This is a genomic window from Tsuneonella dongtanensis (assembly GCF_001698205.1).
GTDB classification, from domain to species: domain Bacteria; phylum Pseudomonadota; class Alphaproteobacteria; order Sphingomonadales; family Sphingomonadaceae; genus Tsuneonella; species Tsuneonella dongtanensis.
In genome coordinates, this window is record NZ_CP016591.1 from 1,575,922 (window position 1) to 1,589,029 (window position 13,108).

14 protein-coding genes and 1 tRNA gene are annotated in these 13,108 nt (G+C 65.9%); 7 read left to right on the forward strand and 8 right to left on the reverse strand.

The window, feature by feature from the left end; all coding sequences use genetic code 11:
• Positions 1-5: 5 nt before the first annotated feature.
• Entirely contained in the window at positions 6-1,832 is a 1,827-nt protein-coding gene (locus tag A6F68_RS07615) for a DUF1800 domain-containing protein (RefSeq protein WP_067678133.1), read from the reverse strand.
• Positions 1,833-2,009: 177 nt separating this feature from the next.
• Complete coding sequence (locus A6F68_RS07620) at positions 2,010-2,882, reverse strand: alpha/beta hydrolase (protein ID WP_418368980.1); 873 nt, start codon at positions 2,880-2,882, stop codon at positions 2,010-2,012.
• A gap of 206 nt (positions 2,883-3,088) precedes the next feature.
• Between A6F68_RS07620 and A6F68_RS07625 the strand changes: the two genes are divergently transcribed.
• The 6 genes from A6F68_RS07625 to A6F68_RS07650 all read left to right on the forward strand — a co-directional run bounded on the left by A6F68_RS07625 (position 3,089) and on the right by A6F68_RS07650 (position 7,405).
• The gene (locus A6F68_RS07625; RefSeq protein ID WP_067678136.1) at positions 3,089-4,378 is read left to right on the forward strand and encodes an adenylosuccinate synthase; all 1,290 of its coding nucleotides are present in this window, start codon (positions 3,089-3,091) and stop codon (positions 4,376-4,378) included.
• Positions 4,379-4,382: 4 nt separating this feature from the next.
• Positions 4,383-4,868, forward strand: a complete 486-nt coding sequence (locus A6F68_RS07630; protein ID WP_067678139.1) for a L,D-transpeptidase family protein — start codon at positions 4,383-4,385, stop codon at positions 4,866-4,868.
• 65 nt (positions 4,869-4,933) lie between these two features.
• On the forward strand, positions 4,934-5,896 hold the full coding sequence (locus A6F68_RS07635) for a winged helix DNA-binding protein (protein WP_067678142.1): 963 nt from the start codon (positions 4,934-4,936) through the stop codon (positions 5,894-5,896).
• Between the two features lie 84 nt (positions 5,897-5,980).
• Positions 5,981-6,313 (forward strand): hypothetical protein, encoded by a 333-nt coding sequence (locus A6F68_RS15330; protein WP_232308095.1) that lies wholly within the window; start codon positions 5,981-5,983, stop codon positions 6,311-6,313.
• A gap of 8 nt (positions 6,314-6,321) precedes the next feature.
• Positions 6,322-6,789 (forward strand): response regulator, encoded by a 468-nt coding sequence (locus tag A6F68_RS07645; RefSeq protein ID WP_084001904.1) that lies wholly within the window; start codon positions 6,322-6,324, stop codon positions 6,787-6,789.
• Between the two features lie 88 nt (positions 6,790-6,877).
• Positions 6,878-7,405, forward strand: a complete 528-nt coding sequence (locus A6F68_RS07650) for a hypothetical protein (RefSeq protein ID WP_157096687.1) — start codon at positions 6,878-6,880, stop codon at positions 7,403-7,405.
• Between the two features lie 12 nt (positions 7,406-7,417).
• On the opposite strand, the gene A6F68_RS07655 is transcribed toward A6F68_RS07650, so the two are convergent.
• The 4 genes from A6F68_RS07655 to argH form a co-directional block, all read right to left on the reverse strand.
• Positions 7,418-8,188, reverse strand: coding sequence for a precorrin-2 dehydrogenase/sirohydrochlorin ferrochelatase family protein (locus A6F68_RS07655; protein ID WP_067678148.1), 771 nt, complete (start codon positions 8,186-8,188; stop codon positions 7,418-7,420).
• Positions 8,179-9,438, reverse strand: a complete 1,260-nt coding sequence (gene lysA / locus A6F68_RS07660; RefSeq protein ID WP_067678151.1) for a diaminopimelate decarboxylase — start codon at positions 9,436-9,438, stop codon at positions 8,179-8,181. The genes A6F68_RS07655 and lysA overlap by 10 nt, the downstream gene beginning before the upstream one ends.
• A 93-nt stretch (positions 9,439-9,531) precedes the next feature.
• Positions 9,532-9,780: an LPS translocon maturation chaperone LptM gene (gene lptM / locus A6F68_RS07665; protein WP_067678154.1), complete on the reverse strand. Its 249-nt coding sequence runs from the start codon at positions 9,778-9,780 to the stop codon at positions 9,532-9,534.
• A complete protein-coding gene (gene argH / locus A6F68_RS07670; protein ID WP_067678157.1) occupies positions 9,781-11,157 on the reverse strand; it encodes an argininosuccinate lyase in 1,377 nt (458 codons plus the stop codon).
• A 31-nt stretch (positions 11,158-11,188) separates the two neighbouring features.
• On the opposite strand from argH, the gene A6F68_RS07675 reads away from it, so the two are divergent.
• Positions 11,189-11,749 carry a TlpA family protein disulfide reductase gene (locus A6F68_RS07675; RefSeq protein WP_067682291.1) on the forward strand — a complete coding sequence of 187 codons (561 nt, stop codon included), beginning with the start codon at positions 11,189-11,191 and terminating at the stop codon, positions 11,747-11,749.
• Between the two features lie 15 nt (positions 11,750-11,764).
• Here the strand turns inward: A6F68_RS07675 and A6F68_RS07680 are convergent, their stop codons facing one another.
• Both A6F68_RS07680 and A6F68_RS07685 read right to left on the reverse strand, forming a co-directional pair.
• A complete protein-coding gene (locus A6F68_RS07680; protein WP_067678160.1) occupies positions 11,765-12,964 on the reverse strand; it encodes a pyrophosphate--fructose-6-phosphate 1-phosphotransferase in 1,200 nt (399 codons plus the stop codon).
• Between the two features lie 62 nt (positions 12,965-13,026).
• Positions 13,027-13,102, reverse strand: a tRNA-Val gene (locus A6F68_RS07685).
• Positions 13,103-13,108: the final 6 nt, after the last annotated feature.

A 13,108-nucleotide genomic window follows, 5' to 3' on the forward strand; every position in this document is an offset into this window, starting at 1 on the left:
GCCCCCTACTTCTGGACCAGGTAGTTGTTCGACGCCATCGCCAGAAGCACGCCGATATGGATGCGACGTCGCTTGGTCGCCTCGTCGGATGCCTCGGTGACCGTTTCCGCCTGCATCGCCGCCAGGATCGTGTCCCGGGTCCCCTGCGAAAGCTGCTTTCCGGTGAGCAAGAGGTCGATGCGGTCGAGGAGGGCGGGTGCGTCGTGGGCGATCGCCAGTTCGCCCGCGTAGGTCGCCTTGACGTCCGACATCCAGCCGCCGGTTCCGTCCACCGTTCGCTCCATGAAGTTGACGTACGAAGCCACCGTGCTCTCGTTCACGAGCTGGAATTCCGGCGCGAGGAGGTTGGCAGCGGAGGCTGACGAGTTGAGCGGCACGTATCCCGGCCGGAAGAAGTTGAAGACCGATGGCGAGCGGAGCGGCGACTGGCCCAGCCGTGCGGCAGTGTCCGACATGTCGGACAGGGCCCAGTCCCCGCTCGCGGAGGCAGCTCCGAAAGTCCGGCCCCACTGGGCGAAGCGCAGGATAGGCTCGCGCAGCTTGCCGAAGCGCAGGTCGGTCAGGCCGGTAGGGGACAGCGCCTCGTCGTCCAGCAGGATCGCCTTGAATACCGCGCGAAGGTCACCGCGGGCGCCGCTGCCGTTGTTTGCGAAGGCGGCCGCGACGCGCTGGACGTAGGCCGCCGAGGGATTGCTCGTGACCAGCCGCTGAATCATCTGCCGGGCAAAGAACGGGCCGACATTGGGGTGATTGAACAGCGTGTCGAGCGTCTGCTTGAGCGTCGCCGCCGCGGACGTTCCGGCCGGCACGGTGGTGCCGAGGAACGTCTTCGCCTCGTCGGAATGCTGGCTTGTCGTACTCGGCCGCCGCCACTTGGATGGGTCGGCGGTCATCGGCTGACGGACGTAGCGTGGGCTCTGGATCTGCGCGGTCGAGCCAGGGGGAGAGGCGAAGGTGACGCCGGTGTAGTCGTAGTCGTAGCCGGTGAACGCCTTGGCGATCCCGGTCACATCGGCGTTGGTATAGGTTTCCACCGGGGTGCCGCCGCCCTTGAGCGACCCGTCGGGGTTGAGTTCGAACAGGCCGATGGTGAAAAGCTGCATCACCTCGCGCCCGAAATTCTCGTCGGCCACGCGGCCCGTCGACGGGTCGGCCTTGCGGTTGCCCAGCGTGTTGAGGAACACGCCCATGGCCGGGTTGAGAGTGATCGCCTCGAGCAGGTCGCGGAAGTTCCCGAAGGCGTGCTCGTTCAGCGTGTCCCAGTAATACCCCATCGCTTGGCTGCGCCAGGTGATGTTTACCGAGGTCAGCGAAACGACGAAGAATTCCGAAAGCGCCAGCGCGACCCGCTTTCGGACCCCGCTGTTGCCGTTCATCAGCTGCTTCCAGATCATCCGGTCGGCGATGCCGGAGCTGTTGTAGTACTGGTTCGCGTCGACCGCGTCGTAGCCCCGGGCGATGAAATAGGCCTCTGCGCTCTGGTCGTTGCCGAGGCTCATCTGTGCGTTGAGCCAAGGCTCGTAGCCTTGCGATTTCACGTCGGCGATCGCCGCGGTCGATGCTGCGATCGAGGCGTGCAGGATGAACCGGGCGGCCTCGGCATCGGTCTGGGGCTTGAGCACGGTGGGCGCGGGCGTGCCGCCGCCGATGATTCCACCGATAATGCCGCCGCCCGATCCGCCGCCACCGCCACCACCACCGCAGGCGGCCGCAGCAAGCGCAAGGGAGGATACCGCCAAGCCCTTCGTCGGGGATGACCCTGTCTCTTCGGGCGTCTCGGTATTGTCGTCCGCGCCGGCGGAGTCGGCCGCTTCCGGTACTTCGTCCCTCATGCGACCCCTCTTCCACCGATCCCGGGTGGACCATGTCGTGTTGGACGACCCCTTATCGCCCCGGCCCTGCGTAATTTCCTTACGCTTGGACTTAAGCGGACTTTTACTATGCTGCGCTGCGTCGCACGATTAGGACTAACGGCGTCCGGGCGCGCATGAGGAACGGACGGGCGCAATCTACCGGTCAAAGACGCGGGCCAGCCAGGCATCGACAAGCTTCGTCCCGGCGTAATCCGGATCGCCGAGCCGACGGTTTATCTCCATGTGGCCGCGCAAGCCCCGGCCTTCGAGCGCCACCACTTCCGCACGCACCCCTGCCTTCTGCAGCGCGGCAGCCAGGCCCTCGCTCTGCCTCGCGGCGTCGGCGCGCTCGACATGCGGAATGAGCCAGTCGGACACGTCGGGCGCACCCGCGTGCGCCGAAGGGGACAGGGCGCGCTGCCGCGCGGGGTCGGTCCCGAACGCCTGGGCATAGGTGTCGCCCATTAGCCTGGCATTCTCTCCCATCTGGGAAGGTACGTCATAGCCCGCGCCGTCGAGCGGGATCACACCAGCCACCGCATCGGTCGAAAGGCCCGCAGCACGCAAGTACCGCGGGTCGGTCGCGACCAGTGCCACAAGGTGAGCGCCTGCGCTGTGACCCATCAGGACGACCTTGCGCCGGTCGATCCCGAGAGAGTCGGCACGCGCAAGCAAGGCGGCCAGTGCGCTCGCGACGTCGGCCGCCTGCTGCTCGACGGTTGCCGACGGCACCAGCCTGTAGTTCGTCGAAGCGAAATGATAGCCCGACGCACCGAAATGCGGCACCTTGAATGCGCCGGTCGCGTTGCGCTTGTCGCCTCGCTTCCATCCACCGCCATGCACGAAAAGTATCAGGGGAGCCGGTCCGGCAGGTCCTGTCGCGGGGTAGAAATCGAGCCGCTGGAGCGGATCGGACCCGAATGCGATCTCGGCTGGAGAGGCTGTCGCGAAGTCTTGCCCCGTCTGGGCCACGGCAATCGTACCGCCCGCCAGCCCCAAGGCAGCGATGGACCAGAACAGACGCCGCAACGATCCCTCCCGACGATTTTCGTGCGGGATGCACCGTTTCCGCGACACCGCAAAGTCGCGAATTGTCGCAGCCTTCAATGCGTGGCGCTGCCAGAGTGCCGCTGCCGGGGCAAACAGGCGTTTCCCAACGCGCTGTGCCATGCCATAGGGCCGCGCCGTGCGCCGTTCCCTTATGGTGCGCCTAGCGACGAAAGAGGAAACCGGCTTTGGCCAACGTTACCGTTATCGGTGCCCAGTGGGGCGATGAAGGCAAGGGCAAGATCGTCGACTGGCTCGCCAGCCGGGCGGATGCCGTCGTGCGCTTTCAGGGTGGGCACAACGCCGGTCACACGCTTGTCGTCGGCAACACCACCTACAAGCTCAGCCTCCTGCCCAGCGGAATCGTGACCGGCACGCTCAGCATCATCGGCAACGGCGTGGTGCTCGATCCGTGGGCGCTCAAGGCCGAGATCGAGAAGCTCGAGGGGCAGGGGGTCACCATCAACCCCGACAATTTCGCGATTGCCGACAACTGCCCGCTTATCCTTCCTATCCACCGCGATCTCGACGGCTTGCGCGAAACGGCAGCAGGCTCCGGCAAGATCGGCACAACCGGACGCGGCATCGGCCCGGCGTACGAAGACAAGGTGGGCCGCCGGGCGATCCGGGTGTGCGATCTGGCGCATCTCGATCAGCTCGAGCCGCAGCTCGACCGGCTCTGCGCCCATCACGACGCGCTGCGCGCTGGGTTCGGCGAGCCCCCGGTGGACCGCGACCGCCTGCTCGCGGACCTGTCCGAGATCGCGCCCTTCGTGCTGCAATACGCGCAGCCGGTTTGGAAGCGCCTCAAGAAGGTGCGCAAGGCTGGTGCGCGCATCCTGTTCGAGGGCGCGCAGGGTGTGCTGCTGGACGTGGACCATGGGACCTATCCGTTCGTGACCAGCTCGAACACGGTGAGCGGCACTGCAGCAAGCGGCTCCGGCCTCGGCCCCAATTCGACGGGCTTCGTGCTCGGCATCGTCAAGGCCTACACCACCCGTGTCGGCAGCGGACCTTTCCCGACCGAATTGGAGGACGAAACCGGCCAGCGGCTCGGCGAGCGCGGACACGAGTTTGGCACCGTCACCGGGCGCAAGCGCCGTTGCGGCTGGTTTGATGCCGTGCTCGTGCGCCAGTCGTGCGCGATCTCGGGCGTGACCGGCATTGCCCTGACGAAGCTCGACGTGCTCGACGGGTTCGACACGGTGAAGATCTGCACTGGTTACCGGCTGCGCGGCAAGATTCTCGACTACTTCCCTTCGCATTCCGCGGATCAGGCCGCGGTCGAGCCGATCTACGAGGAAATGGACGGCTGGCACGAAACCACTGCCGGCGCGCGTTCGTGGGCGGACCTGCCGGCCCAGGCGATCAAGTACATCCAGCGGGTGCAGGAACTGATCGAAACGCCGGTCGCGCTCGTATCGACGAGCCCCGAACGGGAGGACACCATCCTCGTGCGTGACCCGTTCGTGGATTGAGCGAATGCGCGTACGGCTGACCGCCTTGCTGATATTGGCGGGATGCACGTCGGCCCAGGCCCATCCTCCCGTCGCGGACCTGGTGCTGGTCGACAAGTCGGATCGTACGCTGACGCTCTACACCGCAGGACAGCCCACCTGGACGATCGCCGGCATCCAGTTCGGCGATGCGCCCGATGGGCACAAGCAATTCGAAGGCGACGAGCGCACACCCGAGGGACGCTATACGATCCACACCCGCAACCCGCGAAGCGCCTACCACCTGAGCCTCAGGATCGACTATCCGAACGCTGCCGATCGCGCTTTCGCCACGGCGCAGGGCAGGTCGCCCGGTGGAGACATCTTCATCCATGGGCAGCCCAATGCGCTCCCAAGCGATCTGCGCATGGTCGGCGACTGGACCGACGGCTGCATCGCGGTGTCGAATGCCGAGATCGAGATCCTGTGGGAGGTGATCGAGGACGGGACGCCTATCGAGATAAGACCTTGATCCACATTGACTTCAGGTTCTCGCGTTCTACTCCTGTTCGTCTGGGTTGCTGAGGAGGTCGCGACATGAGGCAGGAGGATTTCGCCTACGGACCGGCGGTTGCCGATTCGATTGCATCTGTCGTCGGGATTTACTCAGCGCGTCCGACGATGGTTGCGAACCTCCGCGAAGATGCCGTCGTCGCAGGGTACGGGACGGTGGAGTACGACCTCCTCGCCGAACTCGACGAAACGGCGCCGCCTTTCCGGTGCGATGTCCTCCTCGTCGATTGCCCGGTCCACGACGGCGCGACGATTGCAGCGATCATGCAACTCGACCAGCGCGCGGCCGAGTCCGGTCTACCGCTGATCGTCACCACGTCGATGGCGATGCTGGAGACGGTTTTCGGGTGTCTCGACCGGTCGGGCGCGGAGATCATGGTCGAGCCGACTAGGGGGGAACGCGTAATTGCCCTCGGGCGCGCATTGCTCAAGATTCCGCGCATGAGGTTGCGCGAACTCGACGAGCAGGATCGCCTTACCCTGCATCGCCTGACCGAGCAGGTCGCGCAGATTGCGGCGCAGATCGATCGTCTCTCATCTGACGAGCCGCGCGCCTTCCGGCTCGAATCGCCTGGCGACGAATTTCGCGGCGACGGCGACGAAGGCGAACGCAGGCTGATCCGCCCACCAAGACCCCCGCTTCCCGATCCACGGCTGGTGCGCAAGATCATCCGCCAGCGCCAGCTTCGCGCCGAATTCCTCGGGGGCGACCTCTTTGCCGATCCCGCTTGGGACATCCTGCTCGATCTCACCGCAGCGCGGGCAGAGCATACCCGTGTCTCGGTCACTTCGTTGTGTATCGCCAGCGGCGTTCCCCCGACGACGGCCTTGCGGTGGATCGCGCAGATGTCCGAGGCGGGCTTGCTCGTGCGGGTGGAGGACGAGACCGACCGCCGCCGCGCCTTCATCGAGCTTTCGGACAAGGCGGTCGACGCGATGGCGCGATATTTTCACGAGCTTGGCAAGGACGGCAAGTCGGCAATCTGACTCGCGAAAGGCAACGCCCGGCAAGTTGAAACTTCGGCAACCATTTCGCTTTAGGGTGACCCTCAATCAAGGGGTGCCGCACCGGTGATCGAAGTCGAAATCCAGAACGAAACCCATCAGTCCCAGCATCGCATCCGCTTTGCCGCGGTGCCGCGCATCGGCGAAGGTATCCGGCTCCTGGAGCCCGATGGGTGCTGGGCCAGCTACGACGTCCTCGACCTGTGGTACCAGAAGGCTGATTTCGGCGATGTCTGGGTGCCCTACCTCCATGTCTGCATGACGCCCACGGAGAAGGCGAACCTGGGTCAACCGGCCCCGGCACAGCGCCCGATCGGGGATACCGAGCTCGCGCCCGACTATCTCGCTGGCGAGCGGCCGGTCTATGGCGAAGAGGAGTTCGTGCCATACACGGGTTGATCAAGCGCATGAACGGTCCGCAAGGAGCCGTTCCGCCGCAGTCTGCGACACATGCTGACTCGCCTTCTCCCGCTCCCGCACAAGTGGCGGCGACACCGACGCAAGCCGGCCAGCGCACTTGCCTGGTCGTCGACGACTCGCGGATGATCCGCAAGGTCGCGCGGCGGATCGTCGAGAGCGTGGGCTACACTGTCATCGAGGCGGAGAACGGGGAAGAAGGGCTCGCACGCTGCCGCGCAGCAATGCCGCACCTCGTCATCACCGACTGGAACATGCCGGTGATGAGCGGGATCGATTTCGTTTCCGCGTTGCGTGCCATTCCCACCGATCGCCGTCCGCGAGTCGTGTTCTGCACCACCAACTCGGGCGCGCGCGATATCCACAAGGGTATCGAGGCAGGCGCCGATGAGTATGTGATCAAGCCGTTCGACGACGCGTCGTTGATCAGTCGCCTCGCTGCAATCGGTGCTGCCTAGAAGCTACTGCAGCGCCAGCGAAACCTGCTTGCGAGTCGCGCCGATAGTCGCGACAATACGGGTTCAGGATCGCAACAGGACGAAACTCATGCGCCGTATTGGTTCGATGGCCGCCTCGATCGGGGCTGCGCTGCTCGTCGCTTTGCCGGCGCAGGTTGCCGCGGCACCGCTCACGTTCGATTGCGATGTGCCCGAGGCGCATTCGTCGTCGGTTTCCAGCGCGATCGGTCCCGCCGTGAGAATGACCGCGATGGTCACCGCGCGCACATTGCGTTCCGGCAAGACACCGCCGCTGGCAGGTCTGCTGGTGACCTCGGCGGATGGCAAGAATGCAATCGGCGTCCGTGCAGTAAAGGCAAAGGCCGATGCAACTGCACTCTCGGTAGCGATCGTCGGACTTACCGATGGCAAGCCGGTGCAGCAGGCAGTGCGGGACATCCCGCTGAACGGTTCTTTCCGGTTCGGACTCGATCTCGATCCGGCTGGCGTGGGCCGCCTGACGCTTGACGACCTGGTCGTGCCGATCACCTTCGCCAACATGGGCGTGGGCAGGGCCCAGGCTTTCTGCGGCTCGGGAAATTTCCGGTTCGATAACCTCGAGATGACGACGCCCTGACGAAGACATAGCTCAGGGCCCGAAACGGATCACCACCGTCAGGCCGCCGGGATCGCCGTCGACCGGCCCGCGGACCGCGTCCGCACGCGCGCGATCGAGAATGCTCGCGGGCACGCCGTCATCGTGCAGGACCGTATCCGCCTCGCCGAGCCAGCGCGCCTGACGTAGCGTCAGATCGTCGGGGTCGGCGCTCGCAAGCAAGATCTCGCGCGTCCCGCTCGCGTTCGCGTCGTGCGAGCCATGCAGCCAGCTGTCCACACGCTCGTCCGCACCGTCGCTGAGCGGGTCAAGCACACCTCCCGGCGCAAGCGCTACGTCGAGCGCCCGGCGGCGGCCGGCGGCATCGGGCCAGCGTTCACGCATTGCCGCGCGGGCAGACTGAAGCGCGATCGCGAGGCGACCGAGCGACGGCGGCAGAAGCCGTTCGAGCTGCAGGCGCAATTGCTTCGCCAGTCCCGCCGAAGCACCTCCGGTCCCAACCGCCAGGATAACGGGTTCGCGATCGAGAATGCTCGGAACAGTGAAATCGCACAGCTCGGGACGGTCGGTGACGTTCACCAGCAGCCCCTTGCAGCGCAAGCGAATGGCTGCAGCTTCGGCCTGGCGCTGATCGTCGACGGCAACGAAGGCGAGCGATGCGTGATGCGCCTCCGGCTCTCCGCAGCAGATCCCGCCCGCGCGCTCGACCAGCCTTCGCTTGGCTTCTGCAGCGTCTCCATCGCCGAGCACAACCACCCGCTTCCCCGCAATGCGATGGAAGAGCGGGAGGGAATTCAAAGCCATTCGGGGACCCGCTCGGCGTCCATGATCGAATGCGGCATGATCCGGTCGGCAACCACGGCGAATCTGTCCCCGTCGACCAGCACCTCGGCAACGTACCCGCGGCTGTTGTAGCTCGAAGCCATCGTCGCGCCGTAGGCGCCGGCGGTCCGGAACACCGCGAGGTCCCCCGCCGACAAGGCATCGATTTCCCGGTCCATGGCGAAGGTATCGCCAGTTTCGCAGATCGGACCGACTATATGCGCGGTCATCCGCTCGCCGGTGGGTTCCACGGCATCGAAATCGTGCCAGGCGCCGTACATCGCGGGGCGGGCGAGGTCGTTCATTGCGGCATCGACGATCACGAACGGCGGGCCGTTTCCGCTACGCTTCGAGCGGATGACGCGGGTAAGGAGAACCCCCGCGTTGCCCGCGATTACCCTGCCCGGCTCGAACGACAGGCGCACGCCCCAGTCCCGGGTCACCCGCGCCACCATGGCGCCATATTCCGCCGGGGTCGGATAGGTTTCGCCCTTTTTGTACGGAACCCCAAGCCCGCCGCCGAGGTCGGCATGGGTGACCGTCTGACCGTTGGCGCGCAGTTCGGCGATCAGCGCGCCGAGCTTGGTGAATGCCGTCTCGAGCGGATCGAGGTCGCCCAGCTGGCTGCCGATATGAACTGCCACTCCGCGCATCTCTAGCCCGGGCTGCTCTGCAAGCGTGGCATAGATCGAGGCCGCGCGATCGAGCGGCACACCGAACTTGTTCTCGCGCTTGCCGGTCGAGATCTTCTCGTGAGTGCGGGCATCGACGTCCGGGTTGACCCGCAGCGCGCAAGCCACGCGGACCCCGCGGCGCTGGGCGATGAGCGAAAGCTCGTGGCCTTCCTCTTCGCTTTCGATGTTGAATTGCCCGATGCCCACCTCGATCCCCTGGACAAGCTCGGCGTGGGTCTTGCCGACGCCGGAGAAGACCACGTCGTCCGGCTTCATGCCGGCCGCCAGCGCACGTGTCAGTTCGCCGCCGCTCACGACATCGGCGCCGAAGCCCTCCTTCGCGAGCACCCGCAAGACTGCGAGATTGGGATTCGACTTTACGGCGAACGCAATGTGCGGATCGTCGAGGCCGGACAGGCCTTCGCGGAAGACCTGCGCATGACGGACGAGGGTCGCGCGCGAATAGACGTAGACCGGCGTACCGACCGCCTCCGCAATGGCGGGAAGGGGTACGTCCTCGACGTGGAGGACGCCGTTGCGAAGCGCGAAATGATCCATCGGGGTGGCGATTAGCCGCGTCGGGCAAGCGCGCCAAGCAAGCCTTGCTTGGCCGGGCATGGCCGCAGGTTATCGGGTGTCAGGGCCCGACGTTCATTCCGGAGGAAGGTCGAAAGGGTCGTCCTGACGTTCTTCCGAACGCTTGCGCAGTTCGACCGAGCGCTCGGGCGCGGCCAGCGGATCGGGTGCCAGCAAGTCCTGCGCGTCGGGTTGCGCCTTCGCCCCGAACGGTGCCGGCGGCAGAGCCTGCCCCGGGAGCGGTTCGAGATCGGCTTTCTGACCGCACGCGCCGAGCATCAGGACGAGGGCGAGTGCCGGGAAAAGAGCAAGCGTGCGCTTCATCTAGGACTCCATGTCGAGCACGATCTTCGCGTCGGCGATCTGTTCCCTTACCCGCACCGGCGCCGTGCCGCCATAGCTGGCGCGCGCCGCGACCGATGCATCGACAGACAGCGCGGCAAAGACCCGCTGGTCGATCCGCTGGTCGATTGCCTGCAGCTCCGCGAGGGTCAGCGCATCGAGCGCGACACCACGGGCCTCGGCAAGCTTGACCGCCGCGCCCGTAATGTGATGCGCTTCACGAAAGGGCACGTCCGCCTCGCGAACGAGCCAGTCGGCGAGGTCGGTTGCCGTCGCGTAGCCGAGCTCGGCGGCCTGTCGCATCCGGTCGGTGCGAAAATCGCTTCCCGACACCATTCCCGTCATCGCCGCGATGCTGAGGGCGAGAAGCCCGTGCGCCTCGAAAACCGGCGGCTTGTCGTCCTGCATGTCCTTCGAATAGGCGAGGGGAAGACCCTTCATCGTCACCATCAGCGCCGTGAGACAGCCGACGATGCGCCCCGCGTGCCCACGTACGAGCTCGGCTGCATCGGGGTTCTTCTTCTGCGGCATGATGGAACTGCCGGTACTCAGCGCATCGGGCAGGCGGACGAAGCCGAAGGGCTGGCTTGCCCACAGGATCAACTCTTCGGCGAGGCGGCTGAGGTGCAAGGCGCACTGGGCAGCCGCCTGCAGGTAATCGAGCGCGAAGTCGCGGTCGCTCACGGCATCGAGGCTGTTCGCGGTAGGCCGGTCGAAACCGAGAGCGGCGGCAGTCGCGTCGCGATCGAGAGGAAACCCGGTACCGGCAAGTGCTGCCGAGCCGAGGGGGCTTTCGTTCATCCGCGTGCGCGCATCGGCAAAGCGACTGCGGTCGCGCCTGATCATTTCGTAATAGGCCATCAGGTGATGCCCTAGCGTCACCGGCTGCGCGGTCTGCAGGTGGGTGAAGCCGGGCATGATGCTGGCGGCGTGTTCGCCCGCGCGGCCTACCAGTGCGCGCTGGAGGTCGGCGAGGCCCGCGTCGACCTGGTCGATTGCATCGCGCACCCACAGGCGGAAGTCCGTCGCCACCTGGTCGTTGCGGCTGCGGCCTGTGTGGAGCCTGCCCGCGGGCGCGCCGATGAGCTCGGCCAGGCGGCTCTCGGTGACCATGTGGATGTCCTCGAGATCCCAGTTCTCGGGCACTCCGTTCGCTTCGTACTCGGCGGCGACTTGGTCGAGACCATCGGCGATCGCCTGCGCGTCTTCCGCCGAGACGATCCCCTGGGACCCCAACATCGCGACATGCGCCTTGCTCGCGGCGATGTCCTGCCGCCACAGTGCCTTGTCGAACGGAATCGAGGCGTTGATTTCGCGCATGATCGCGCTAGGTCCCTCGGCGAAGCGCCCGCCCCACATCGCATTGGCCGCGCCGTCATGGGAGTTCGTCTTGTCGCTCAGACTATCGCTCACGCTGGTTCTTTCGGCTTGCCTGGTTGGCGCGTGCAGTAGGGAAGACCCCGCCGAGCCGCAAGCGGAGGCGCAGGGAGCTGCGCTGACCGGAACGATAGACCGCAGCCGCGCAGGCGATCTGCTCCCCGCGGTGGCGTTGGCTCATCCGGATGGCAAGGAACTCAACACAGGCGCGCTGACGGGGCAGCCGGTCCTGCTCAACCTCTGGGCGACGTGGTGCGCACCGTGTGTCGAGGAAATGCCGTTGCTCGATGCACTTGCCGGCCAATACGAAGGCAAGATGCGGGTGATCGTCGCGAGCCAGGACCTTCAGGGTGCGGAGAAAGTCGTGCCGTTCTTCGCCAAGGCCAAGTACGCCCACCTCGAGCCTTGGCTTGACCGTGAAACCGACCTTTCGACCGCGCTGGGGGGCGACGGGGTCTTGCCGACTACCGTGCTCTACGATGCGAGCGGCCAGGAAGTGGCGCGGGTCGTCGGGGGTTACGACTGGCAGAGCCCGGAGGCCAAGGCGCTGGTGGACGAAGCCATCGGAAGCTGACCGGGGCGGCGGGGCTCAGGCCTGCCCGATGTCCCGCAGAAGATCGGCAAACCACGGCGTTTCGATGTCGAACCGCTTGCCGCCCTTGATCCGTTCGAACTCGATCGTGCGCAGTTCGTCGCCGCGCTCCTCGTCGTTGCCGATCACGCCCGATTCGCCTGCGAGGGCTGCATCGACCGCGTTGCGCACGCAGGCATCGATCAGGGCACGATCGGTCTCGTTCGCAGGCGCCGAGCGCGAGAAGTAGCCGCTCTTCTGCACGAGCACCTTCTCGGCCCCGAGCTGTTCGGCAAAACGCTTGCCGAACCACTGGCCGGGATTGACCTTGTCGAGCTGGACGTGGCCGAAGGGATCGCGCGGTACCTCGTCACCGGCTGCTTCCATTGCGGCGACGATCTCGCTCACGCCCGCGCCTTCGGCAACGAACAGGTTCACGCCGCCCTGCGAGTCCATGATCGCCTTCAGGCGATGCGCCTCGCCCTCGATGTCGAGCGCCATTTCGGGCACATAGACGCCGTGCACGTCCCAGCGGGCCGCGGCGTTTTCCATCCATTCCGCAAATGGTGCGCTCTTGACCCATTGGTGGTGCTCGAGCGCGGTTGCCGCGGTCAGCCAACCGCAATTGCGGCCCATGACCTCGTGGATGGTCAGCATGCGCGGATTGGCGGTGTGTTCGGCGATGACGTTGCGAGCGAAAACGGCGCCCTGCTCGGCCGCCGTCCACGCGCCGAGTGATTGGCGGATCGGGATGACGTCGTTGTCGATCGTCTTCGGAAGGCCGACGACAGTCAAATCGTACCCGTTTTGCTTGAGAAAGGCGGCAAGGTCGGCTGCGGCACCATTGGTATCGTCCCCGCCGATCGTATGGAGCACGTCGACCCCGTCGCGCGAAAGCTGCGCGGCGGCGACGGCCAGCGGATCCTCGCCCTCCTGCACGAGGCCGCGCTTCACGCAGTCGGCGACGTTGGTCAGTTTGACCCGGCTATTGCCGATAGGGCTGCCGCCAAAGGCGTGGAGGCGCGATGCGGCGGCGCGGACCTGTTCGGTTGCCTCGATCCAGTCGCCGGTCAGCAGGCCGGCGTAGCCGTTGCGATACGCGATGATGCGGACTTCCGGCGCTATCTCGGTGTAACGCTCGATCAGCCCGCCGACGGCGGAAGAGAGGCACGGCGCGAGACCGCCTGCGGTGAGGATTGCGACAGTGTTCACGGCCATGGCCGCGACAATGCCAAGCCGGAGGCGCTGCGCCTAGTCGAATAGCTATGCGGAGGATTGCGTGGTGGGCGCTGACGGGCTCGAACCGCCGACCCTCTCGGTGTAAACGAGATGCTCTACCAACTGAGCTAAGCGCCCCTAGAA